Annotated in this window: 18 protein-coding genes; 6 read left to right on the forward strand and 12 right to left on the reverse strand. The window is 66.9% G+C overall.

All coding sequences use genetic code 11. From position 1 onward, the window contains the following. Positions 1–9 precede the first annotated feature (9 nt). Both CFE50_RS13560 and CFE50_RS13565 read left to right on the forward strand, forming a co-directional pair. Positions 10–1,101, forward strand: a complete 1,092-nt coding sequence (locus CFE50_RS13560; RefSeq protein ID WP_145248582.1) for a hypothetical protein — start codon at positions 10–12, stop codon at positions 1,099–1,101. A gap of 117 nt (positions 1,102–1,218) precedes the next feature. Further along, entirely contained in the window at positions 1,219–1,743 is a 525-nt protein-coding gene (locus tag CFE50_RS13565) for an ankyrin repeat domain-containing protein (protein ID WP_286734280.1), read from the forward strand. Here the strand turns inward: CFE50_RS13565 and CFE50_RS13570 are convergent, their stop codons facing one another. From CFE50_RS13570 to fdnG, 7 genes are all read right to left on the reverse strand, one after another. Next, the gene (locus tag CFE50_RS13570) at positions 1,744–2,667 is read right to left on the reverse strand and encodes an SdiA-regulated domain-containing protein (RefSeq protein ID WP_286734281.1); all 924 of its coding nucleotides are present in this window, start codon (positions 2,665–2,667) and stop codon (positions 1,744–1,746) included. 67 nt (positions 2,668–2,734) lie between these two features. Then, positions 2,735–6,730, reverse strand: a complete 3,996-nt coding sequence (locus CFE50_RS13575) for a Pls/PosA family non-ribosomal peptide synthetase (protein WP_286734283.1) — start codon at positions 6,728–6,730, stop codon at positions 2,735–2,737. A gap of 229 nt (positions 6,731–6,959) precedes the next feature. After that, positions 6,960–9,221, reverse strand: coding sequence for a catalase/peroxidase HPI (katG, locus tag CFE50_RS13580; protein WP_286734284.1), 2,262 nt, complete (start codon positions 9,219–9,221; stop codon positions 6,960–6,962). A gap of 495 nt (positions 9,222–9,716) precedes the next feature. Next, positions 9,717–10,634: a formate dehydrogenase accessory protein FdhE gene (gene fdhE, locus CFE50_RS13585; RefSeq protein WP_286734286.1), complete on the reverse strand. Its 918-nt coding sequence runs from the start codon at positions 10,632–10,634 to the stop codon at positions 9,717–9,719. A 190-nt stretch (positions 10,635–10,824) separates the two neighbouring features. After that, complete coding sequence (locus CFE50_RS13590; protein ID WP_286734288.1) at positions 10,825–11,448, reverse strand: formate dehydrogenase subunit gamma; 624 nt, start codon at positions 11,446–11,448, stop codon at positions 10,825–10,827. 46 nt (positions 11,449–11,494) lie between these two features. Continuing rightward, positions 11,495–12,454, reverse strand: a complete 960-nt coding sequence (fdxH, locus tag CFE50_RS13595; RefSeq protein ID WP_286734292.1) for a formate dehydrogenase subunit beta — start codon at positions 12,452–12,454, stop codon at positions 11,495–11,497. Next, complete coding sequence (fdnG, locus tag CFE50_RS13600) at positions 12,454–15,534, reverse strand: formate dehydrogenase-N subunit alpha (protein WP_286734294.1); 3,081 nt, start codon at positions 15,532–15,534, stop codon at positions 12,454–12,456. The genes fdxH and fdnG overlap by 1 nt, the downstream gene beginning before the upstream one ends. 461 nt (positions 15,535–15,995) lie before the next feature. On the opposite strand from fdnG, the gene CFE50_RS13605 reads away from it, so the two are divergent. Next, a complete protein-coding gene (locus tag CFE50_RS13605) occupies positions 15,996–17,456 on the forward strand; it encodes a SulP family inorganic anion transporter (RefSeq protein WP_286734295.1) in 1,461 nt (486 codons plus the stop codon). 60 nt (positions 17,457–17,516) lie between these two features. After that, positions 17,517–18,362 (forward strand): universal stress protein, encoded by an 846-nt coding sequence (locus tag CFE50_RS13610; protein ID WP_286734298.1) that lies wholly within the window; start codon positions 17,517–17,519, stop codon positions 18,360–18,362. Between the two features lie 17 nt (positions 18,363–18,379). Here the strand turns inward: CFE50_RS13610 and arfB are convergent, their stop codons facing one another. The 5 genes from arfB to CFE50_RS13635 all read right to left on the reverse strand — a co-directional run bounded on the left by arfB (position 18,380) and on the right by CFE50_RS13635 (position 21,477). After that, positions 18,380–18,796 (reverse strand): alternative ribosome rescue aminoacyl-tRNA hydrolase ArfB, encoded by a 417-nt coding sequence (gene arfB, locus CFE50_RS13615; RefSeq protein ID WP_502694699.1) that lies wholly within the window; start codon positions 18,794–18,796, stop codon positions 18,380–18,382. Beyond that, entirely contained in the window at positions 18,793–19,428 is a 636-nt protein-coding gene (locus tag CFE50_RS13620) for a DsbA family protein (RefSeq protein WP_286734301.1), read from the reverse strand. The genes arfB and CFE50_RS13620 overlap by 4 nt, the downstream gene beginning before the upstream one ends. A gap of 1 nt (position 19,429) precedes the next feature. Further along, positions 19,430–20,383: an oxygen-dependent tRNA uridine(34) hydroxylase TrhO gene (trhO, locus tag CFE50_RS13625; protein WP_286734304.1), complete on the reverse strand. Its 954-nt coding sequence runs from the start codon at positions 20,381–20,383 to the stop codon at positions 19,430–19,432. Positions 20,384–20,506: 123 nt separating this feature from the next. Further along, positions 20,507–20,818, reverse strand: a complete 312-nt coding sequence (locus CFE50_RS13630) for a BolA family protein (protein WP_007162358.1) — start codon at positions 20,816–20,818, stop codon at positions 20,507–20,509. Positions 20,819–20,940: 122 nt separating this feature from the next. Continuing rightward, complete coding sequence (locus CFE50_RS13635) at positions 20,941–21,477, reverse strand: DUF2059 domain-containing protein (RefSeq protein ID WP_037006907.1); 537 nt, start codon at positions 21,475–21,477, stop codon at positions 20,941–20,943. A 171-nt stretch (positions 21,478–21,648) separates the two neighbouring features. Here CFE50_RS13635 and CFE50_RS13640 point away from each other — a divergent pair, with 171 nt between their 5' ends. Continuing rightward, complete coding sequence (locus CFE50_RS13640) at positions 21,649–23,043, forward strand: class II fumarate hydratase (RefSeq protein ID WP_007162356.1); 1,395 nt, start codon at positions 21,649–21,651, stop codon at positions 23,041–23,043. Then, the gene (locus tag CFE50_RS13645) at positions 23,030–23,650 is read left to right on the forward strand and encodes an NAD(P)H-dependent oxidoreductase (RefSeq protein WP_007162355.1); all 621 of its coding nucleotides are present in this window, start codon (positions 23,030–23,032) and stop codon (positions 23,648–23,650) included. Before CFE50_RS13640 ends, CFE50_RS13645 begins: the two co-directional genes overlap by 14 nt. Positions 23,651–24,489 lie beyond the last annotated feature (839 nt).

Here is a 24,489-nt window from a genome sequence, read left to right on the forward strand (position 1 = left end):
GGTGCCGTCATGTCCAAGAAATCCTCCCTCTGGGCCAGCGATGGCCTGCTCGACAACAGCGACATCGTCAGCCTCGGCAACTTCACCTACCTGCACACGCTGAAGAGCGCCGCGGCCACGCCGCTGGCGCAGACCCACTCGGCCAGCACCCCCACCGTCAGCGAATTCCTCAACGGCGCCATCAGCGAGTACGTACTGGGTGGCACGCCCGACGGCATGCGGCCGTTCCTGGTCGATGGCCATCAGCTGACGCTGCACAACTCGCTCAACGGCGCCACGGCCCATACCTGGATCACCGCCGAGAACCAGGTGCTCATCACCTATGCCGGCACCACCAGAGGCGAGAATCTGCTGATCGATCCCCTCTCTACCGCCGGTGGCCTGCTGAGCGATCTGCAGATCCTCGGCCAGCAGGTCTCCAGCGCCCAGCGGCAGTCGCTGGACTTCGCCCACCAGGTGATCGAGGCGGCGGCCAAGCAGGGTTATGGCACCCAGGACATCTTCGTCACCGGCCACTCCCTGGGTGGCATCTCGGCGGCCTACGTCGCCCAGCAGACCGGTCTCGGCGGCATCAGCTTCGAGGCCTCGGGCATTCCCCGCGATGCTCAGGCCGTGGGCCATGGGGGCAATTTCGTCAATGTGGTCACCCTGGGCGATCCGGTGGCCAACTACAGCTCCGACATCCGCGGCGAACAGCCCTTCGCGCCGAGCTTCGTCAGCCAGGCCGAGGGTGGCGGCAGCCTGCCCCACTATGGCTCGCTGTTCCTGATCGGTGCCCAGGCCGACCAGCACGACCTGACCCAGGCGGCGGCCAAGGTCGGCCACCTGTTCAACGGCGACAACGGTGGCCAGGTCAATCCGCTAGGGGCGGCCCTGCATCCGCTCAGCGTGGCCGCCGGAATCGCCGAAGCGGCGCGCCTGATCGCCGAATTCCATCTGCCGGCCGCCGAATACACCAACCTCGGGGTGACCCCTACCGGTGGTTTTCTGGACACCCTGCCGGCGCAGATCGGCACGGCCCATGGCCCGGTGCTGATGGTCGGCAACTACAGCGTGGCGGAATTGCAGGCCTTCGCCGAGACCCACGCCACCTTCGGCTAGCCGGCTCGCGGCGGCCTTGTTTCGCCGCCGCGAGAGAACTCCCTCCTGCCGTTCGGGTCTGCCCTCCTATCGTCCGGGACCCCGAGGGTCCCGTCCGCCTTAGCCCAGGAGAACCCCATGACCGCAGACGGTCCCCAGCGCATGACCGATGAAGAAGCCCAGGAATTCGCCACCGAGGTGTTCAACCTCGCGCGCACCGGCAATGCCGAGGTGCTGGCCCTGGTGCTGGAAAAGGGGCTGACGCCCAATCTGCGCAATCACAAGGGCGACAGCCTGCTGATGCTGGCCAGCTACCACGGTCACCTGGAGGCCAGTCGTGTCCTGCTGGAGTACCGGGCCGATCCGAACCTCGCCAACGACATGGGCCAGTCGCCCCTGGCCGGGGCGGCCTTCAAGAACAACCTACCGATGGCCGAACTGCTGCTGGAGCACGGCGCCGCCGTGGAGGGCGCCATGCCCGACGGCAAGACCGCGCTGATGATGGCGGCCATGTTCAATCACGTGCAGATGGTGGAATTGCTGGTCGCCCGCGGCGCTGATCCCAAGGCCCGGGACGCTGCCGGCAACACGGCGCTGAGCGTGGCCCGCGCCATGGGCGCCCAGGACACCCCCGCCGTGCTGGAGCGACTGGGCGGCGTCTGATCAGCGCTTCTGGTAGCGATAGAACAGATTGGGCTCGCTGACCACATAGAGGTTGCCGGCGGTATCCAGGGTGACGCCTTCGGGCTGGCGGATCCGCCGTGACAGGCCGCCGAAGGGCGCCACCAGGGAACGGGTATCCAGGGTATGGCCCTGGTCGTCGAGTTCGATCAGCACCCGCGACTCGTCGCTGAGCAGCAGCAGGTGGCCGGTGCGGCGATCGACATGGACCGCGGACAGGTCGCCGGTGCTGGGCGCCTGGTCCAGCCAGGCCTGGCGATCGATGATGCGCAGGGCGAAGTCGCCGTCGAAGCTCCTGAGCAGGCCACGGATTTCATAGAGCTTGCGCGGCGAGTGCTCCTTGACCACGAACAGGCGATCGCGGGCGGCGTCATAGTCCAGGCCTTCGAAACCCTGGTTGGCGCGGGGGAAGAGATCCAGGGTCAGGCTGCGGTAGTCCTTGCGCCGGAGCACGTCGTCGCCCTCGGGAATGCCTACCAGGGTCAGGGCGTTGGCACCCTCTTCCGCCAACAGCAGGCGGTCGTGGCCCAGATAGGTCACGCCTTCGACGTCGTCGAAGCCTTCCAGGCGATGGCGTTGCAGCAGCTCGCCGTCCCGGCTCAGGGCCAGCAACTCCGGCGGATTGTTGATCACCGCCCAGAGGCGATCCCGCTCCGGGTCATAGCTGAGGTCGGACAGATTCTCGGTGACGCCGGCCACCGGCTTGGCTTCCACCGCCACCCGGTAGCGACCGAGGTCCAAGGAAGTTCGGGGTTCGCTCTGCCACTGCTGGCCGAGCCAGAACAGCAACTGGCTGTCCAGATGGCTGCTGCGCAGGCCCTGGGTCACCCCCAGTGCCAGCAGCAGGGCCAGGCCCAGCAGCCAGCCGGTCCGTCCGATCCTGATCCGTCGTACCCACGCCGTCATCGCCTTGCCCCGTCATTGTTGTACGGGGCGGAGTATCCAGGGCTGTCTTTATGGTTGTGTGACAGTCCTAGCGCCGGGGCTGAACGGGGTTACCCTCCCAGCGCGAGCGACCCGGCAGGGTTTCGCCTTTCATCACCAGCGACAGCGGGCCCAGTTCCACGTCGTCGTCGACGCGGGCGCCATAGAGCACCACGCTGCGCGGCCCCAGGTTGACGCCCTTGCCCAGCTCCACCTCGCCGACCTTCATCACCCGGTCTTCGAACAGATGGGTCTGGGGACCGGCCAGGGCGTTGAGTTCGCCGTGGTCACCGAGGCGCACGCAGTCGAATTCGGTGAGGTCGGTGGTATCCAGGTAGGTGCCGCGACCCAGGCGGGCGCCGAGCAGGCGCAGCGCCAGCGGCAGCCAGGGCGTGCCGCGCAGGGCGCCGAGCAGATTGGGCACCGCCAGGGTTTCGTAGAGGCTGGTGATGGCCTCGCTGCGCCAGACGAAAAAGGTCCACATGGGTGCCGAACGCGGGCGATAACGGCCTACCACCAGCCACTTGAGCCCCAGCACGACCAGGAAGCTGGCCAGGGCGAAGGCGCTGCCGGCCAGCAGCGTTTCGCCGAGCAGTTGCAACCAGGCGCCCTGCTGCCACAGCGGCACCAGGGCCTCGGCGATGGCGCAGCCGGCGGCCACGGTGAAGCCGGTGGGCAGCACGATGCGCAGGGCTTCGATCAGGCCACGCGCCACCCGTCGCCAGGGGGCCGGGCGGAAGGTCAGGCTTTCCGGGTAGCCGGTCAGGGTTTCCCGCGCCGGCAGCCGGACCGCCGGCGAGCCGAGCCAGGTTTCGCCCTGGCGCAGGGGCACACCCTCGTCGAGTCGACCCAGAACACCGATCAGGGCGTCTTCGGGGATGTGGCAGCCGTCGGCGACATAGGCGCCGTTGCCGACGAAACTGCGCCGGGCGATGGAGGTGCGTCTGAGGGTCATCCAGCCCTGGGCGACCTGTTCGTCACCCAGCATCACGGCATCGGCGATAAAGGTCTCGGCGCCCAGCTCCAGCAGCGAGGAGACCGGGCCCTGGGCGGTGGAAATCTCCGCATCGCGACCGACCCGGGCACCCAGCAGGCGATACCAGAGCGCCGAATAGACGGTGGCATAGAGGCCCTGCAGGCTTTGCAGCGCCGACTCCTGGATCAGGTTGGCCAGCCACTTGCGCCAGTAGAAGAGGCTGTCGATCGACCACTGGCCTTCTTCCAGCCGCGGCAGGATCAGCCGCCGCGCCAGGGCGCAGCCGAGCAGGGTCAGGGCGACGCTGACCACGCCCAATGGCAGGGCCAGGACACCGTATTGCAGGGCATCGAGCAGCAGCGAAGAGGTGCGCCACCAGGGCAGCCCCCCGAAGCTTTCCAGTTCGTCGATCAGCAGCGCCAGGGGAAACAGCGGCATGAAGAACAGCACCGAGACCACCAGGCCGCTGAGGGCATAGAGGCCTTTGAGCAGAGCACGCTGGACACGGGACACCGGGGCCGGCGGCAGGACACGGGCACCGGCGGCACCCTGGTCGTGGGCCGGCGCGCCGCCCCAGTTGCGGCCGGCGGGGATGCGCTGACCACTGCGCAGGGCGGATTGGGCCTGCAGGCGCGCACCGTCACCGAGGGCGGTGTCGCCTTCGAGGATGGCATAGGATCCGACCTGGGCTTCGCGCCCCAGGGTCACGGCGCCGAGCAGCAATTCGCCGCGCAGCACCCGGGCATTTTCGAAATTGACGCCGTTGCCCAGGCTGGCGCCCTGCCCCAGGGTCAGCAACTCGGGGACGCGCAGGGTCAGGGTACCGACGAAGGCCTCGGCGCCGACCTGAGCCCCGAGCAGGCGCAGCCAGCCCCGTGCCAGGGGCGAGCCACTGAGCAGGTAGGCCGGCGCCAGGGCGAGGAAGCGCTCGCCCAGCCACCAGCGGTAGTAGGTCAGCCCCCAGAGCGGATAGCGACCGGGCTGCAGGCGGCCGGTGAGGCGCTTGCCCACCACGGCCACGGCGAATTCCAGGCCGATGGCGAGGACGAACAGACTGAGGGCGGTCAGCATCGCCAGGGGCAGCGCGGTACCGGAATGGATCAGCAGCGGGAAGGCCAGGAAGGGTGCCAGCCAGCGACCCAGGCGCAGGGTCAGCAGCGGCGGCAGGGCCACCGCCTGGGCCAGGCCACAGCGCCAGCGCCGCCAGCGGCTGGGCGGCGCCCAGGCCTCGGTGGCCGTCGTTGCGCCCGCCTCGGCGGCGTCGGCTTCCAGGGCCTCGGCGATGGCGCCCAGGGTGCGGCCGGCATAGACCGCCTTGACCGTGGCGCTGGCATAGCGCGGGTCCTGGCGCAGCCGCGAGACCAGCCGCGCGGCGAATAGCGAGTGCCCGCCCAGGTCGTCGAAGAAATCCATCTCGGCGTGCAGCGGCTGACCGGGGAAGAGTTCGGCGGTGGCCGCCAGCAGCGCACCCAGGGCGCCACTGGCCGGGGCGACCGGCGCCACCGCAGCGATGGCCAGCGGGCGCGCGCGCAGTTGCTTGCGGTCGATCTTGCCGGAATTCAGCCGCGGCATCTCGCTGAGCCATTCGAAGCGACTCGGCACCATGTACAACGGCAGGCAGCCGGCCAGTTCGGTCCGCAACAGATCGCTGCGCGGCAGCGGGCCGCCATCGCCGACCAGGAAGGCCACCAGTTGCTCCACGCCGCCCTCTTCGCGCAGCACCACGGCCACGGTCCCGACCCCGGGTTGCCGGGCCAGGGTGGCTTCGATCTCGCCCAGTTCGACGCGATAGCCGCGGATCTTCACCTGGTCGTCGACGCGGCCCAGGCAGTGCACCTGGCCGTGTTCGTCGACCCGCGCCAGGTCACCGGTGCGATAGAGCTTGAGGTCGTGGCTGCCGGTGCTCCAGGGATTGGGCAGGAATTTCTCGGCGGTCAACTCCGGGCGGCCCAGGTAGCCGTCGGCCACGCCGGGACCGGTGATGCAGAGTTCGCCCACCTGATCGCGCGGCAGCAGCGCCAGCGGCTGGCTGGCATCGGCAGGCACCACCAGCAGGCTGTAGTTGGGCAGCGGCCGGCCGATGGTCACCGGCTCGCCCGGTTGCAGCTGTGCCAGACTCGCCGAGACGGTGGCCTCGCTCGGACCATAGGTGTTGAACAGCCGCCGCTGCGGCCGACTCCAGCGCGCCACCAGGGGCTCGGGGCACATCTCGCCGCCGAGGTTGATCAGGCGCAGGCTGGGGACGTCTTCCGGCAGCAGCGCCAGCAGCGTCGGCACTACGTGCAGCACGCTGATGCGATTGGCGGTCAGGGCGCGGGCCAGCGCTTCGGGATCGGCGGTGATCTCCCGCGGCGCGAGCCAAAGGGTGGCGCCCACCAGGTAGCTGATCCAGATCTCTTCGAAGGACATGTCGAAGGCCACCGAGAAACCCTGGTAGACCCGGTCGCCAGCCTCGATGCCGAGCAGCGAATTCTCACTGCGCAGGAAGTGGCAGATGCTGTCCTGGCGGATGCCGATGCCCTTGGGCTTGCCGGTGGAGCCGGAGGTGTAGATCAGGTAGGCGAGGTTGTCCGGAGAGACCAGGCCGCGCCGGCGCAGGGTTTCACCCTGGCCCAGGGCGACGCTCAGCGCGTCGGGGGTCCAGCAGTGCAACCCGGGGCGCGCCAGCAGATCGGCGAAGGGCGCCCCGGTGATCACGCCTACCGCCTGGGCGTCTTCCAGGCACAGGGCCACGCGATCGGCCGGGGTTTCGGCGTCGCAGGGCAGCCAGGCGGCGCCGGTCTTGGCGATGGCCAGTTGCATCACCAGCAGCTCGATGCCGCGCGGCAGCCAGAGGCCAACCACCCGCCCCGGACCGGCACCGGCGGCCAGCAGCCGCGAGGCGGCGCGGTCGGCCCAGGCGTCCAGCTCGCCATAGCTCAGGCTGCGCTCGCCTTCGAGCAGCGCCGGTCGTTCGGGCGCCCGCGCCGCGGTGGCCTCGAACAGATCGGCGAGGACTTCGTCGCGACACAGCTCGGGGCGCACGGCACCTTCGACCAGACTGAGGGAGAGTTCGGCAAGCGCTTCCATGGGGACAGCCTCTGGTTGTTTAGCGCAGTTTGTATCTCCCGGGTTACGCGCTCCTTAAGGTGCGCTTAGGGTTTGCTTAAGGCTGGCAGGAAGCAGCGAAGCGGCAGTCGAAACCCCTCTAGCACGCTGACTCCAGCGAAATCACCACTGATCGCCGATGAATGGCGGTGCGGCTGCAAGACCAAAAAAAACGCCTCCCGAAGGAGGCGTTCTAGTCACCGCGCGGCGATCAACGCAGATCGAAACGATCCAGCTCCATCACCTTGGTCCACACCTTGACGAAGTCCTTGACGAACTTCTCCTGGGCGTCGGCACTGCCATAGACCTCGCTCAGGGCGCGCAGCTGGGCGTGGGAGCCGAACACCAGATCGACCCGGGTACCGGTCCACTTCACGGCGCCGGTCTTGCGATCGCGACCTTCGAAGGTGGCCTTGTCCGGACCGGTGGCCTTCCACTCGGTGGCCATGTCCAGCAGGTTGACGAAGAAGTCGTTGGTCAGGGTCTGCGGCCGCTGGGTGAAGACGCCGTGCTTGGCGCCGCCGACGTTGATGTCCAGCACACGCAGGCCGCCCAGCAGTACCGTCAGCTCGGGCGCGGTCAGGTTCAGCAGGTGCGCCTTGTCCACCAGCAGGAATTCCGGCTTGACCTTGAACTGACCGCCCACGTAGTTGCGGAAGCCATCGGCCCAGGGCTCCAGGTGCCCGAAGGACTCGACGTCGGTCTGCTCCTGGGAGGCATCCACGCGGCCCGGGGTGAAGGGTACGGTGATCGAATGACCCGCCGCCTGGGCGGCCTTTTCCACCCCGACGCTACCGGCCAGCACGATCAGGTCGGCGATGGACACCTGCTTGCCCTGACCTTGGAAGTCGCGCTGGATACCCTCCAGCACACCCAGCACCTTGGCCAGTTGCGCCGGCTGGTTGACTTCCCAATCCTTCTGCGGCGCCAGGCGCAGCCGGCCGCCGTTGGCGCCGCCCCGCTTGTCGGAACCACGGAAGCTGGCCGCGGCCGCCCAGGCGGTACCCACCAGTTCGGACACCCTCAGGCCGGACGCGGCCAGCTTGTCCTTGAGCGCCTTGACCTCGGCTTCGCCCAGGGGCGCACCTGTGGCCTTGGGCAGCGGGTCCTGCCAGAGCAACTCTTCGGCCGGGGTTTCCGGGCCCAGGTAGCGGGCCAGCGGGCCCATGTCCCTATGGGTCAGCTTGAACCAGGCGCGGGCGAAGGCATCGGCCAGCTGGTCGGGATTTTCCAGGAAGCGCCGGGAGATCTTCTCGTAGGCCGGATCGAAGCGCAGCGCCAGGTCAGACGTCAGCATGGTCGGCTGGTGCCGCTTGCTCGGATCGTGGGCATCGGGCACGGCATTGGCACCGGCGCCATCCTTCGGCCGCCACTGGTGGGCACCGGCCGGGCTCTTGAACAGCTCCCACTCGAACTTGAACATGTTCTCGAAGTATTCGTTGCTCCAGCGGGTCGGCGTGGAGGTCCAGGTCACTTCGAGGCCGCTGGTGATGGTGTCGGCGCCCTTGCCGGTACCATAGCTGTTCTGCCAGCCGAAGCCCTGCTGTTCCAGGTCGGCCGCTTCCGGCTCGGCGCCGACGCTGGTGGCCGGGCCCGCACCGTGGGTCTTGCCGAAGGCGTGACCGCCGGCGATCAGGGCGACGGTTTCCTCGTCGTTCATGGCCATGCGGCCAAAGGTCTCGCGGATGTCGTGGGCCGAGGCCACCGGATCGGGGTTGCCGTTGGGACCTTCGGGGTTCACGTAGATCAGGCCCATCTGCACGGCAGCCAGCGGATTCTCCAGCATGCGGCTGGAACCCAGGTTGCGGCTCTGCTCGACCGGATGCTGCTCGGGCTGCGCGGTCAACACGCCGTCACCGGGCTGCTCCATCTGCTTGTGCTCGCCGTAGCGGACATCGCCCCCCAGCCAGACGGTTTCCGAACCCCAGAACACGGCGTCGTCCGGTTCCCAGACGTCCTGGCGACCGCCGGAGAAGCCGAAGGTCTTGAAGCCCATGGATTCCAGGGCGACGTTGCCGGTGAGGACGATGAGGTCGGCCCAGGAGATCTTGCGGCCATACTTCTGCTTGATCGGCCAGATCAGCCGGCGCGCCTTGTCCAGGCTGACGTTGTCCGGCCAGCTGTTGAGCGGCGCGAAGCGCTGCTGACCCTGACCGGCGCCGCCACGGCCGTCACCAACGCGATAGGTGCCGGCGCTGTGCCAGGCCATGCGCACGAACAGCGGGCCGTAGTGGCCGAAGTCGGCCGGCCACCAGTCCTGGGAATCGGTCATCACGGCGCGCAGGTCCGCCTTCACCGCTTCCAGGTCGAGACTCTTGAATTCGGTGGCGTAGTCGAACTCTTCGCCCATCGGGTCGGAGAGCGAAGAATGCTGGTGCAGGAAGTTGAGATTGAGCTGGTTCGGCCACCAATCCTTGTTGGTGGTACCGCCGCCGGCGGCGTGATTGAACGGGCACTTGGATTCGGTCGACATCTTCTTGGCTACCTCAGGGTCTTGTTCATCCGGTTGTCAGCCGCGACAGCAGCACGGCCTGCAGAAGGCGTGGTTCCAGTCGCGTCGGCCTAGGGGCTCGACAGGCGCCGAGGCCGGCATCGAGCCGGCTCCAGAGAGAGCCCCACCATGGGCGAAGCGGACGTTGCGGTCATTGTTATCCCCTCATCAGATGGGCACACCGACGAAGCGGCGCAATCTCCATACTAGACGGCTTCGCCGCCCGGCGTGATAGAAGGTTTTGTGCCCCTCGATAGACTGGCTCTGCAAGATGACCCTCAGGTGACAGGGCACCCTCGAGCGACTCTTGGCGCGATAAGCAACGTTAGCAACCGCTTCGCCGAGGTTCGCGCGGCTTGGCTTCACGAAGTGGAAAAGGGCTGCGTGCGCCAGCGAGGGCCGGGCCCGGGCAGCCCGCCATATGCGGAAACAGAAGCGGCGGCGACCGCCCTGCCCCGGGCGGTCGCCGTGCCGGGTCTAGCCCGGGGCGAACAGCAGGTTGGGCGCGTGACGCTGGTAGCCCTCTTCCGCCAGGCGCACGTCCAGCGCCAGGCTGGCGAGGTCGGCGGACAGGGGTTCGCTGCGGGCGTCGTGGTCGCGATAGAGGTGCTTGAGGTAGGTCTTGCAGTGGGCACAGGTCTCGGCGCGCAGCGGGGCCTTCTGGGCATTGGCGTCGTCGGTGCTCAGGGAGTAATAGCCGAGCCCCTTGCCGGTCTCGCAGTGGCTGCACTTGACCCGCACGAAGTGCCACTCGCAGGCGCACAGCGAACAGGTCAGGTACCTCAGGCCATTGGCCTTGCCCAGGTGATGGATGACCCCGGCCATGGGCGGCGCACCGCAGCAGGGGCAGGCCGTCTGGCTGCCCTGTTCGCGCAGGGCGCTGAAGTCGCTGCGCTGCAGCCAGTGGGTCCAGGCCACCTGCAGGGCGGCGCCGAGAAAGGGCACCACGCCGGCCGGCACCAGCTCGTAGCTGCCCGCCAGCAGGGCGATGGCCCAGGCCTTGCGCTGGCCGGCGTCGGTCTGGCGCAGTTCGTCCAGGGCGGCCTGCACCGGTGCCTGAGAGAGCGTGAGGGTCTCCAGCAGGGCATCCAGCGCGGGCAGCCAGTCGCCTTCGCGGACCAGGGTGTCGTAGCCCAGGGGTGGCAGACCGTGCTGCAGACTCCGGGCGCTGCGCGCCTCGTCCAGCGGCAGGGGCGCGAGGCGGTCGAAGACCCCTTGCTGGGCCTCGCACACCTCGGCCATCAGCAACAGGTAGTCGCCCAGAGCATTACCGGCGGCCAGCAGGCGCAGGCGGTCGGCGCGATAGCCGAACAGCTCGCCACCGGGCAGCAGGATGAAATCGGGATTGACGGCCGCGGCTTCGATTTCGCCGGGCTCGAGGATCTGGCCCGCCATGGCAGGGCTCCTTAGCAGAACGGTGGAAGAGAGAGGATTCAGGATAGCGGGCGGGTTGGGGTGTTGGGCACCCTGCCCCTCACCCCAACCCTCTCCCGGAGGGAGAGGGGGTCAGATCGGTGCGCGGGGGAAATCATGCGCACCTATCCGTAGGTTGGGTTGAGCGCAGCGAAGCCCAACAGCAAAGGGCTCACTTCTTCTCGCGGGTGACCTTCTCGTACCACAGCGAGTGGTGCTTCTTGGCCCAGGCCCGGCTCACCCAGCCGGTCATCATCGCGGTCACCGAACCCTTGATCCAGATCCCGGCATAGATGTGCACGATGATCGACAGCACCAGCACGAAGGCGGCGACGGCATGGGCCAGGGCGCCCAGGCGGATCACCGGGATGGGGAACAGGTGGGCGAAGTACTGCCGCCAGATAACCACGCCGCTGATCAGCAGCACCAGCATGCAGGCCAGCAGCACCCAGAACAGGATCTTCTGCCCGGGGTTGTACTTGTCGATCGGCGGCAGCTTTTCCTCGCGGTTGTTCAGGACGTCGTTGATCTGCTTGAGCCACTGGGCGTCTTCGCGACCGATCTTGTTGTGCCGCCAGAAGCGGATCACCAGAAAGGCGAAGAACACGAACATCGCCACACCCATGAAGGGATGCAGGATGCGCGTCCAGGTGCCGCCACCGAACAGGTTCGAAAGCCAGAACAGCGCGGGATGGAACAGCGCCAGTCCCGACAGCCCGGCCATGAAGAACAGGATCGCCACGATCCAGTGGTTGGTCCGCTCGTTGGCGTTGTAACGCTGGATTTCAGGTTTCATCTCGATCTCCCAGGACGCCCCCGGTCAAACCGGGGGCGTACCCCTGCTAGGGCTGCTTGTCGTGCGGATCGAAGATCTGCACGGACGGACTCAGCTGCTTGACCTCGCCCCGGGGCGCATCGCCCTCGGGACGGGGCGGCGCCTCGACCACCTCGTCGTCGTCATCGGTCCGGTTGGGGCCGACACGCACGTAGTGGAAGAAGCCGGCCAGCACCGCCGCGCCCATGGCCAGCAGCGCCAGAGGTTTGGTGAAGCCCTTCCACAGGCCCACGGTGGGGCTGATGGTCGGGTCCTTGGGCAGGTGGTTGTACAGCTGCGGCTGGTCGGCATGGTGCAGCACGTACATGACGTGGGTGCCCCCTACCCCAACCGGGTCGTACAGACCGGCGTTCTCGTAGCCGCGACTCTTGAGATCGACGATGCGCTCGGCGGCGTGCTCCTTCATGGCGTCCTTGGTGCCGAAGGTGATGGCGCCGGTCGGACAGGTCTTCACGCAGGCCGGCTCCAGGCCGACCCCGACCCGGTCCGAACACAGCGAGCACTTGTAGGCCTTGTTGTCCTTCTTCGAGATCCGCGGGATGTCGAAGGGGCAACCGGCGATGCAATAGCCGCAACCGATGCAGTGATCCTGGTTGAAGTCGACGATGCCGTTGGCGTACTTGACGATGGCCCCCGGACTCGGACAGGCCTTGAGGCAGCCCGGCTCGGCGCAGTGCATGCAACCGTCCTTGCGGATCAGCCACTCCAGCTTGCCGGCCTCGTCCTCGTGCTCGGTGAAACGCATCAGCGTCCAGGAGTCCGCGGTGAGGTCCGCCGGGTTGTCGTAGGTGCCGTGGGTATGGCCCACCTCGTCGCGCAGTTCGTTCCATTCCGAGCAGGCGACCTGACAGGCCTTGCAGCCGATGCACTTGGACACATCGATCAGCTTGGCCACTTCCGCCTGGTTACGCACGGACGGATAGGCCGTGGTGGTCGCGGAGCGGGCATAGATATCTTGGCTTGCCATCACGCTTTCTCCACGTTGACCAGGAACGACTTGAACTCGGGCGTCTGGGTGTTCCCATCACCCACGAAGGGGGTCAGGGTGTTGGCCAGGTAACCCATCCGCGCCACACCGGAGAAGCCCCAGTGGATGGGGATGCCGACGTGGTGCACCGTCTCGCCGTTGACCTGCAGCGGACGGATCCGCTTGGTCACCACCGCCTTGCAGACGATGTGGCCGCGCTTGGAGGTGACGCGCACCAGATCACCGGCGGCGATGCCCTTCTGCTTGGCCAGCACCTCGCCGATCTCGACGAATTGCTCCGGCTGGATGATGGCGTTGAGGCGGCAGTGCTTGCTCCAGTAGTGGAAGTGCTCGGTCAGGCGGTAGGTGGTGGCCGCATAGGGGAAATCCTTGCGATCGCCGAAGTCCGCCCAGTCATCCTTGAGCACCCGCGCCGCCGGGCTGTTGAGGGCCTTGCGGTTGTTGGGGTGCAGCGGGTTGACGCCGATGGGGGTCTCGAACGGCTCGTAGTGCTCCGGGAAGGGCCCTTCGGCCATCTTGTCCAGGGCAAAGAAGCGCGCCACCCCTTCGGGGTTCATGATGAAGGGACTCATGCCATCGGCCGGCTTGGCGTCGATCTTGTAGTCCGGCACGTCGGTGCCGCCCCACTTCTGCGCCTTGTCGTTCCACCACACCAGCTTCTTGCTCGGGTCCCAGGGCTTGCCCTGGAGATCCGAGGAGGCGCGGTTGTAGAGGATGCGTCTGTTGTTCGGCCATGACCAGGCCCAACCCAGGGTCTGCCCCATGTGGAAGGGATCGCTGTTGTCGCGCCGCGCCATCTGGTTGCCCTGTTCGGTCCAGGACCCGCAGAAGATCCAGCAACCCGACGCCGTGCTGCCATCGTCCATCAGCTGGCCGAAACCGGCGAGTTGCTGCCCGGCCTTGGCCGAGACCGCGCCCTTGGCATCCAGCACATCGGTGACCGCGTAGCCGTTGAACTCCTTGGCGAGTTCTTCCGGCGCCGGCTCCTCGGGCTTGGCGTAGGGCCAGGACAGCCCCAGGATCGGATCGGGGAAGGCCCCGCCCTCCCGGGCATAGGCCTCGCGCAGCTTGAGGAACAGCTCGGACATGATGGCGATGTCGCTGCGCCCTTCGCCGGGTGCCTCGGCGCCCTTGTAGTGCCACTGCAGCCAGCGACTGGAGTTGACTAGGGAACCGTCTTCCTCGGCGAAGCAGGTGGTGGGCAGGCGGAACACCTCGGTCTGGATCTCGGCGGTGTTCACATCGTTGTGATCGCCGTGGTTGCGCCAGAACTCGGAGGTCTCGGTGGCCAGCGGGTCCATGATCACCAGCCACTTGAGCTTGGACAGCCCGCGCATCACCTTGGCCTTGTTGGGGAAGGCAGCGATGGGGTTGAAGCCCTGGCAGACATAGCCGTTGACCTGGCCCTTGCCCATCATGTCGAAGTAACGCAGGACGTCGTAGCCGGCGCCGGTGACATCGACCTTGGGCAACCAGTGGTAGCACCAGTCGTTGTCCTTGGTGGCCTTGTCACCGTACCAGGCCTTCATCAGGCTGACGTGGAACTTGCCGTAGTTCTGCCAGTAGCTCAGCTGCCCCGGGCGCAGCGGCTTGCTGGCGCGGCGGGTGATGAAGGCGTTGTAGTCCTGCTCGCCGTCACCGCCGATGGTCAGGTAGCCAGGCAGCTGGATCGACAGCAGACCCAGGTCGGTAAGGCCCTGGATGTTGGAGTGACCGCGCAGGGCGTTCATGCCGCCACCGGGCATGCCGATGTTGCCCAGCAGCAGTTGCACCATGGCACCGCAGCGGATGATCTGCGCGCCGATGGAGTGCTGGGTCCAGCCCAGGGCATAGAGGATGGTCATGACGCGACCGGGCGCCGAGGTCTCGGCGATCTCGGCCCAGACCTTCTGGATCGCCTCGGGCGGCGTGCCGCAGGTCTGGCTGGCCACCTCCAGGGTGTAGCGGCTGTAGTGCTGCTTCATCAACTGGAAGACGCAGCGCGGATCCTGCAGGGTCGGATCGATCTTGACGAAGCCGTCGTCGCCGATCTGATAGCCCCAGTTCACCTTGTCGGTGTAGGTGCGCTTCTCCGCATCGTAGCCGTTGTACAGGCCGTCCTCGAAGGTGAAGCCTTCCTTCACCAGGAAGCCGGCGTCGGTGTAGTTGCGGACGTAATCCTGCTGGATCTTGTCGTTCGTGATCAGGTAATTGATCAGCCCGCCCAGGAAGGCGATGTCGCTGCCGGTACGGATCGGCGCGTAGTAATCCGCCACCGAGGCGGAACGGGTGAAACGCGGATCGACCACGATCAGCCGGGCGTTGTTGTGCGCCTTGGCCTCGGTGACCCATTTGAAGCCGCACGGATGGGCTTCAGCGGCATTGCCGCCCATGATGAGGACGAGATTGGCGTTCTTGATGTCGCTCCAATGATTCGTCATCGCACCACGGCCAAACGTCGGGGCAAGACCTGCCACCGTCGGGCCGTGTCAGACGCGCGCCTGGTTGTCGAAGGCCAGCAGGCCCAGACTCCGTGCGATCTTGTGCGTCAGATAACCGGTTTCATTGGAGGACGCCGAGGCGGCCAGAAAGCCCGTGGTCAGCCAGCGATTGACCGTCTGGCCCTTGTCGTTGGTGGCGATGAAGTTGGCATCGCGGTCTTCCTTCATCAGGGTGGCGATGCGCCCGAGCGCCTCGTCCCAGCTGATGCGGGTCCACTCGTTGCTGCCCGGCTTGCGGACTTCGGGGTACTTGAGGCGATTGGGGCTGTGGATGAAATCCAGCAGGCCGGCGCCCTTCGGGCAGAGGGTGCCGCGATTGACCGGGTGGTCGGCGTCGCCCTCGATGTGAATGATGTTCTGGGCCACGTTCTTGGCCCGGTCGCCCATGCTGTACATGATCAGGCCGCAGCCGACCGAGCAGTAAGGACAGGTGTTACGGGTTTCCACGGTGTGCGCCAGTTTGAATTGGCGCACCTGGTCGGCGAAGGCGGCTGTGGGAGCCATGCCTAACGCCGCCAGGCTGGATCCCGCAAGGCCGACTCCAGCGACCTTGAAGAATTGCCGACGGTTCATATCCACGGTTCTTATCCTCGTTCAGGCTGGGCCCGGTGCGTAGCCGGACCCTGCACAGAGAGTAACCCAACCGTCTGACTTATCGAGCGCTTCGCTGTTGTCGCCGATCAATGGAAGTCGGCCTTCCGTCTCCTGATCCACCAACGGTCTGACGAACGGGGTGGCGAGTGGGCAGCGGATCGCGGCCGCTCATCCAGCGGATGTGCAAGGTCAAGGCCTGGCGAAAGACGTCCGGTAGAGCGGTCCATCGATCCCGTCGATTCGGCAGCGCTGGAAAGTCATGCTAAGCTCGCTAACTTTCCTCGCGATGCCTTCGGACCCCCTCACCATGTCCAAGCGCCTGCCGACGCCGCCATAGCACCACCCCTCCCCCGGTAACCGCCCCTGCGGCGGCTGCCCGTGTCTTGCTGCCCTGTCGTCTCTCCGCGATCGCGCCCCGCCGTGCCATCGCCCGTTCTGGATACGCCATGAAAAGTGTCTCTCCCCGCGCCGACATCCTGGCCGGTCTCACCACGTCCTTTGCCCTGGTGCCCGAGTGCATCGCCTTCGCCCTGGTCGCCCATCTCAATCCGCTGATGGGTCTCTATGGCGCCTTCTTCATCTGTACCCTCACCGCCCTCTTCGGTGGCCGCCCCGGCATGGTCTCCGGCGCCGCCGGCTCCATGGCGGTGGTCATCATCGCCCTGGTGGTGCAGCACGGCGTGCAGTACCTGCTGGCCACGGTGGTGCTCGGCGGCCTGCTGATGATCGGCTTCGGTCTCCTGCGCCTGGGCAAGCTGATCCGCATGGTGCCGCACCCGGTCATGCTGGGGTTCGTCAACGGCCTGGCCATCGTCATCGCCCTGGCCCAGCTGGAGCACTTCAAGCAGGGTGAGACCTGGCTCAGCGGTACCCCGCTGTACCTGATGATCGGCCTGACCGCAGCGACCATGGCCATCATCTGGCTCCTGCCGCGCCTGACCCGCGACGTGCCGCCGGCCCTGGCCGCCATCCTCGGCGTCGGCCTGGCGGTGCATTTCCTCGATCTGCCGACCCGTACCCTGGGCGATATGGCCCATATCGCCGGCGGCCTGCCGCGGCTGGCGCTGCCCGACATCCCCTGGAATCTGGAAACCCTGCAGATCATCCTGCCCTATGCGGTGCTGATGGCCCTGGTCGGCCTCTTGGAGACCCTGCTGACCCTGAATCTCACCGATGAGATCACCGAGAGCCGCGGCCGCCCCAATCGCGAGTGCGTGGCGCTCGGCGCGGCCAACCTGGCCTCGGGGCTGTTCGGCGGCATGGGCGGTTGCGCCATGATCGGCCAGACCATGATCAACCTGAGTTCAGGTGGCCGTGGCCGGCTGTCGGGGGTGGTCGCCGGCGTGCTGATGCTGCTCTTCGTGCTGTTTCTTTCGCCACTGATCGAGCGCATTCCCCTGGCGGCGCTGGTCGGCACCATGTTCGTGGTCGCCCAGCAGACCTTTGCCTGGGCCTCGCTGCGGGTGCTGCACCGGGTGCCACGCAGCGACATGCTGATGATCGTCGCCGTGACCGTGATCACCGTCTTCGCCGATCTCGCCACCGCGGTGCTCTGCGGCATCGTCCTGGCCGCGCTCAACTTCGCCTGGCAGCATGCCCGCCGGCTCTATGCCGACAGCCACCTGGAGGCCGACGGCAGCAAGAGGTACCAGGTGCACGGCACCCTGTTCTTCGCCTCCACCGCCACCTTTCTCAACCAGTTCGATCCGGCCGGCGATCCCGCGAAGGTCGTGGTGGACTGCCGCCACCTGAGCTTCGTCGACTATTCCGCCGTGGCGGCGCTGCACACCCTGCACGAGCGCTATGCCAAGGCCGGCAAGCGGGTGCGGGTGCTGCACCTGTCGCAACGCTGCAAGCAGCTGCTGCGTCGCGGCGGGGTGACGGACGACCTCGCCCTCGGCGATTGAACCCGAAACGGCGCCGCCGGGTCTTTCCCAGCAATGTCCTGCTCCCGGAGACCCGCGGCCATGTCCAAGATCCTTGCCTGCCTCGACGGCTCGGCCGTCAGCGCCGCCGTCTGCGACTTCGCCGCCTGGGCGGGGCTCGCCCTGGATGCCCCGCTCACCCTGCTGCATGTGCTGGATCAGCGCCGCTTCCCGCGGCCGGGCCAGGCCACGCCGCCGCTGCTGGTCAACCGCGAACACCTGCTCACCGAGCTGGCCGCCCTGGACGCCCAGCGCGGCAATCTCGCCGAAGACCAGGGTCGGCTGCTGCTCGATGCCGCCCAGTTGCGGGTAGAGGAGCAGCAGGCGCGCTGCGCCGGCGCCGTGCTGCAGCACGGTGACCTGATAGGTTCGCTGGAGAGTCTGCAGGAGGATTTCGACCTCATCGTGCTGGGCCGTCAGGGCGAGGACAGCCCGCCCAAGCGGCTGATCGGTCGCCATCTGGAGAGCGCCATCCGCCTCCTGCATCGCCCGTTGCTGGTGGCCGGCCACCTGTTCGTCAAACCCGACGGCGTGCTGCTGGCCTATGACGACAGCAGCAGCGCCCGCAAGGCGGTGACCTGGGTGGCCAACTGCCGGCTGTTCGACGGCCTGGCCTGCCACCTGGTGACCGTCGGCCGCGACCGCGAAGAACGCCGCGCCGCCCTCGCCCGCGCCGCCGACGAACTCAGGGCCGGGGGCCGCACGGTCACCACCGCCATCACCGACGGCGACGTGGAACTGGGCCTGGAGCGCTATCGCAAGCAGCACGGCCTGGAGCTGGTGGTGATGGGTGCCTTCGGCCACTCCCGCCTGCGCCACTTCTTCATGGGCAGCAACACCCGCAACATGCTGGAAGCGGCCGGCAGCGCGCTGATCGTGGTGCGCTAGCTCAGGCTCGCGCGCCCCTAGAAATCCACCCGTCCGCGACTGGCCTTGAGGCCGCTGCGGCGCGACTTGCCTTCCAGACGGCGCTGCTTGGAGCCGTAGGTGGGTTTGGTGGGTCGGCGCGGCTTTTCCTGGACATTGGCGGCGGCGATCAGCGCGGCCAGGCGCTCCAGGGCGTCGGCGCGATTCTGCTCCTGGGTGCGGTATTGCTGCGCCTTGATCACCACCACGCCGTCACGGCTGATGCGCCCATCGTGCAGGGCCAACAGGCGCGCCTTGAGCGCTTCCGGCAGCGACGAGGCCTGGATGTCGAATCTCAGGTGGACGGCGCTGGAGACCTTGTTGACGTTCTGGCCACCCGCGCCCTGGGCACGCACCGCGGTGAGCTGGATTTCCTGCTCGGGCAGCCTTAGGCGCTCGTCGATGACCAGGGTCACGCCGGCTGCGCGCCGCGGCTGAGCCAGGCGTCCAGCAGCGGCTCCAGTTCGTCCAGCGGCTGGTAGCCGTTGGTGATCAGCGCCAGCTGGCCGTCCCGCTCGGCCAGCAGCGTGGGGAAACCGGCGATGCCCAGATTGAGTGCCCAGTCGAAGTCGGCCTGGGTGGCCTGGTGCGCCGCCTCACCGTCGAACAGCGGGGCGAATTCGATGCGCGGCAGGCCACAGGCCTCGGCCAGCTCCACCAGCAGCGCCGGCTGGGTGACGTCGAGGGCTTCGACATAGAAGGCCCGCTGGATGCGCTTGGCCAGCGGCCAGACGGCCTCTTCGTCGAGCTGGCGGGCGGCGACCAGTGCGCGGCAGGCCGGCTCGGTGTCGTACACCAGGCCTTCCGGCGGGCCCTGGTCGAGGGCGAATGGCTGGCCGGTGGTGTCCTGCACCGCCTGCCAGTAGGCCAGGGTGCGCACCCGGCTGGCGGTGTCCTGGGCCACCCGCTCGCGGCGCAGGCCGCCGACCACCAGCTGCAGGGGAATGTCCTGGGCAGCCGCCCGCTCGGCCAGGCGCTCGACCACCGGAGCGAAGCCCCAGCACCAGGAGCACATGGGATCCATCACATAGAGCAGGCGACCGGTCATCCTAGACCTCCTCGAGGCTGGGCGTGGCGTTGAGCCGCGGATCGCGGCCGATGGGGTGAGGTTCGTTGCGCAGACGCGCCAGCTCGATCTGCTTCTGCCGCTCGCGAGCGCCGGCGCGGGTCTTTTCCGACAGCGAATCCCAGCAGTGCGGGCAAGTGATGCCGGGGCTATAGTGCGGCGACTGCATGTCTTCCGGCGAGACCGGCGTGCGGCAGGCATGGCACTGGTCGTAGACCCCCTCGGCGAGGTCATGGGTCACGGTCACCCGGTTGTCGAAGACGAAGCACTCGCCCTCCCAGCGCGACTCGGCCGCGGGCACCTCTTCGAGGTACTTGAGGATGCCGCCCTTGAGGTGGAAGACCTCGGGAAAGCCCTCCTGCAGCATGAAGCTCGACGCCTTCTCGCAGCGGATGCCGCCGGTGCAGAACATGGCGACTTTCTTGTGCTGTTGGGGATCGAAATGCTCGCGGATATAGGCCGGGAAATCGCGGAAGCTCTTGGTCTTGGGGTCGATGGCGCCCTTGAAGCTGCCGATGCCCACCTCGTAGTCGTTGCGAGTATCGATCACCAGCACCTCGGGATCGTCGACCAGGGCATTCCAGTCCCGGGGCTCGACATAGGTGCCCACGCGGCGGTTGGGATCGACGCCGGGCACGCCCAGGGTGACGATCTCCTTCTTCAGCTTGACCTTGGTGCGATAGAAGGGCTGCTCGGCGCAGTAGGATTCCTTGTGGTCGATGTCGACCAGGCGCGGATCGGCGCGCAGCCAGGCAAGCACGGCGTCGATGCCTTCGCGGCTGCCGGAGACGGTGCCGTTGATGCCCTCTTCGGCCAGCAGCAGGGTGCCCTTGACGTCGTTCGCCAGGAGGGTCTGCAACAGGGGTTCACGCAATTGGACGTAGTCGTCCAGGGTGACGAACTTGTACAAGGCCGCCACGACAATCTTGTCGGTCATCTTCGGGTTCCCAGGGGTCGCCCTCGCAAAGGGCGGACCGGTTAGACGAAAACGCCGGCAAGGATGCCGGCGCCGATCAAATTTTAACCAATACAGGCTGTCGCTGAACAGGGCTGGCGGGACTCAACCCGCCAGGTCGTGCTTGCTGCCGCCGCGGCAGGTGGGCGAATCCGGTGCCTGCCCCTGGGCCGCCCACTCTTCCGGGGTGTAGGTGTGTAGCGCCAGGGCATGGAACTGGCCCATGAGTTCGCCCAGGGTGCCGTAGACCTTCTGGTGGCGCTTCACCGCGTTGAGACCGGCGAAGTGTGGACTGACCACCACCGCCTTGTAGTGAGTCTCCTGGCCGCGGCTGTGCATGTGGCTTTCGTCCAGCACCTCCAGGTGCTCGGGTTGCAACAGGCCCAGGCTGGACTGGATACGTTCGCGCATGCTCATGGGGATACCTCGACTGTGAGAACCCGCATTCTAACGGGCTGGCGGCCCGCCCGGAATCGCTCCGGTCGGCCCATAAACGACGAAGCCCGGAACGGGTCCGGGCTTCGTGGCAACGGTGGGAATCAGCGCTTGGCGGGCGGCGGCGCGTTCTCGGCACCGGCCGGCGGCTTCACGCCCAGCTCCTTGTCCATCTCGGCGAGGATGCCGTTGACCTTGGGTACCGCCTGCTCCAGCTTGGCCTGGGTCAGCTGGGCGGACTGCGCCGACAGGCGCGGCAGGGTGGCGATCATCTTCTTGCCCAGATCGGACTGGTAGAACTTGATCAGGCCTTCCAGCTCGTCTTCGGTGAAGTTGTCGGTGTACAGCTTGACCATCTCGGGCTTGATCTTTTCCCAGCCGATGGTGCTGTCCAGCGCCTGGTTGGCGCGGGCAGTGTAGCTTTCCAGCACGGCCTTCTTGGCCGGCGCCTTGGCCTGCTCGAAATGCTGGGCGAAGAGTTGCTGGACCTGGGCATAGACCGGCGTGGTCAGCTTGTCGGCGTTGGCCAGCTTGAGAAAGCGCTCCGCGTCGGCCGCGTGGCTCTTGGCATCGGCCAGGGCGAAGCTGCTGGCGCTGGCGAGCACAACGACGGCGCCAAGCGTACGGAGGGTCTTCTTCATGGGCATCCTTCAGGAGGCTGAAAATGGACCGCGAGTGTGCCACAGAGCGGCTGAACCTGGCCTGAACTTGGCGAGGATCCGCAGCCATTTGAGAACACTTCCCATTTGGGAACCCTGGCGCTAACCTGCTGCCCAAGTTGGCTGGACCCTATCTCATCAACGGAGACCGCCATGAGCCGCACCGAAACCGATAGCATCGGCCCCATCGAAGTAGCCGACGACGTCTACTGGGGCGCCCAGACCCAGAGGTCGCTGGAAAACTTCGCCATCGGCAACCAGCAGATGCCGCTGGCGGTGGTGCATGCCCTGGCGACGGTGAAGAAGGCGGCCGCGCGGGTCAATCTGCGCCTAGGCGAGTTGCCGGAAGACGTCGCCACCCTGATCGAGAAGGCCAGCAGCGAGATCCTCGACGGCTTCCATGACGACCAGTTTCCCCTGGTGGTCTGGCAGACCGGCAGCGGCACCCAGAGCAACATGAACGTCAACGAGGTCATCGCCGGGCGCAGCAACGAGCTGGCCGGCAACGGCATGGGCGGCAAGAAGCCGGTCCATCCCAATGACCACGTCAACCGCGGCCAGAGCTCCAACGACTGCTTCCCCACCGCCATGCACATCGCCACCGCCCTGGCGGTGCAGAACGACCTGCTGCCGGCCATCGCCGAGCTGTCCGGCGGCCTGGCGCTGCAATCGGCGCGCTACCAGAACCTGGTCAAGACCGGCCGCACCCACATGATGGACGCCACCCCGGTGACCTTCGGCCAGGAGCTGTCGGCCTTCGTCGCCCAGCTGGATCTGGCCGAGCGGGCCATTCGCAACGCCCTGCCGGCGGTCCTGGAACTGGCCCAGGGCGGCACCGCCGTGGGCACCGGTCTCAACGCGCCCAAGGGCTTCGACGAAGCCATCGCCAAGGAGATCGCCGAACTCACCGGTCTGCCCTTCGTCACCGCACCGAACAAGTTCGCCGCCCTCGCCGGCCATGAGCCGCTGGTGGCCCTGCACGGCGGACTCAAGACCCTGGCCGTGGCCCTGATGAAGATCGCCAACGACCTGCGCCTGCTGGGTTCCGGTCCGCGCGCCGGTTTCGCCGAGGTGAAACTGCCAGCCAACGAACCGGGCAGCTCCATCATGCCGGGCAAGGTCAATCCCACCCAGTGCGAGGCCCTGTCGATGCTGGCCTGCCAGGTGATCGGCAACGACGTCACCGTGGGTTTCGCCGCCAGCCAAGGCCATCTGCAGCTCAACGTCTACAAGCCGGTGATCGCCCACAACGTGCTGGAATCCATTCGCCTGCTGGCCGATGGCTGCCGCAACTTCAACACCCATTGCGTCACCGGCATGGAGCCGGACGAGCACAAGATGGCCGAGCACCTGGAACAGGGGCTGATGCTGGTGACAGCGCTCAATCCGCACATCGGCTACGACAAGGCCGCCGAGATCGCCAAGAAGGCCTATGCCGAGAACAAGACCCTGCGCGCCGCCGCGCTGGAGCTCGGCTACCTGACCGATGCGCAGTTCGACGAGTGGGTACGTCCGGAAACCATGCTGGAAGCCGGTGGCCGTGGCTGAGGCGCGCGGCGCCACGCCGCTGGAAGGGGATGGCCGGCGTCTGCTGGTCATCCAGGGCAATCCCAAGCGCACCAGTTTCTGCCAGTCGCTGGCCGATGCCTATGTCCAGGGCGCCCAGGCCAGTGGCCAGGTGGTGCGCCAGCTCAAGCTGGCCGACGCCCAGTTCGATCCGGTGCTGCGCGAGGGCTATGACCTCTCGCAGACGCTGGAGCCGGATCTGCTGGAAGCCCAGCGACAGATCCACTGGGCCGAGCACCTGGTGTTCATCTACCCGGTGTGGTGGAACGGCCTGCCGGCGGTGCTGGCGGGCTTTCTCGAGCGCGTGCTGCAACCGGGCTTCGCCTTTGCCCAGCGCGACCAGACCTGGGGCGGCGAGCCGCTGCTGACCGGCCGCAGCGCCGAGTTGCTGGTCACCTCCGACACCCCGCCCTCCCCCTGGCAGCGCCTGCGCAACCAGGCGCCCCATCGCCAGGGCATCCAGGAAGGTCTCGAAGCCTGTGGCATCCAGGTGCTGCAGGTTCATGAGTACTCGCCGGTGCGGGCGGCGGACGAGGAGCAGCGGCTGCGCTGGCTGCAGGAGGTGGAACGGTTGGGGCGCAACGAGTAGGTCTGTCGCCGGTTTTTTCAAGGCAATTGCGGCCGCTCCTACAGGCTCCGATATGGCCGTAGGAGCAACGGTCTTATCGCGGCCATGGGCCGCTCCTACAGGCGCGGACGCCACCGTAGGAGCGGCCCATGGCCGCGATCAGTAGAACGCCCGAGTTCCGCAGGAGCGGTCCCATCAGCGAACCGCCATGGCCGCGATAAAGAGCGTTAGCCACGTAGCGTGGAAAACGGCGCAGCCTTTTCCACGGAAGACTTCGTGACAAGGAAGCACCCTCACCCCAGCCCTCTCCCAAGGGGAGAGGGGGCTATCCGAGCTGGCGTTCGGTTCGATCAGCCACCGCAGCATTGGAGTAAGCGGTAGTAACTCCCTGTAGGAGCGGCCCATGGCCGCGATCAGCAGAACGCCCGAGTTCCGCAGGAGCGGTCCCATCGGCGAACCGCCATGGCCGCGATAAAGAGCGTTAGCCACGTAGCGTGGAAAACGGCGCAGCCTTTTCCACGGAAGACTTCGTGACAAGGAAGCACCCTCATCCCAGCCCTCTCCCAAGGGGAGAGGGGGCTATCCGAGCTGGCGTTCGGTTCGATCAGCCACCGCAGCATTGGAGTAAGCGGTAGCAACTCCTTGTAGGAGCGGCCCATGGCCGCGATCAGCAGAACGCCCGAGTTCCGCAGGAGCGGTCCCATCGGCGAACCGCCATGGCCGCGATAAAGAGCTGTAGTGGTCCACTCACCCCGGACACCTTTTTAGGCGAAGATGATCGCCACACAGAGGTGTTCCATGAGCAAACAACGTCGTTCTTTCACGCCCGAGTTCAAGCGCGAGGCCGCAGGTTTGGTGCT

The sequence above is a fragment of the Pseudomonas sp. PGPPP4 genome, assembly GCF_002256045.1.
GTDB classification, from domain to species: Bacteria; Pseudomonadota; Gammaproteobacteria; order Pseudomonadales; family Pseudomonadaceae; genus Chryseomonas; species Chryseomonas oryzihabitans.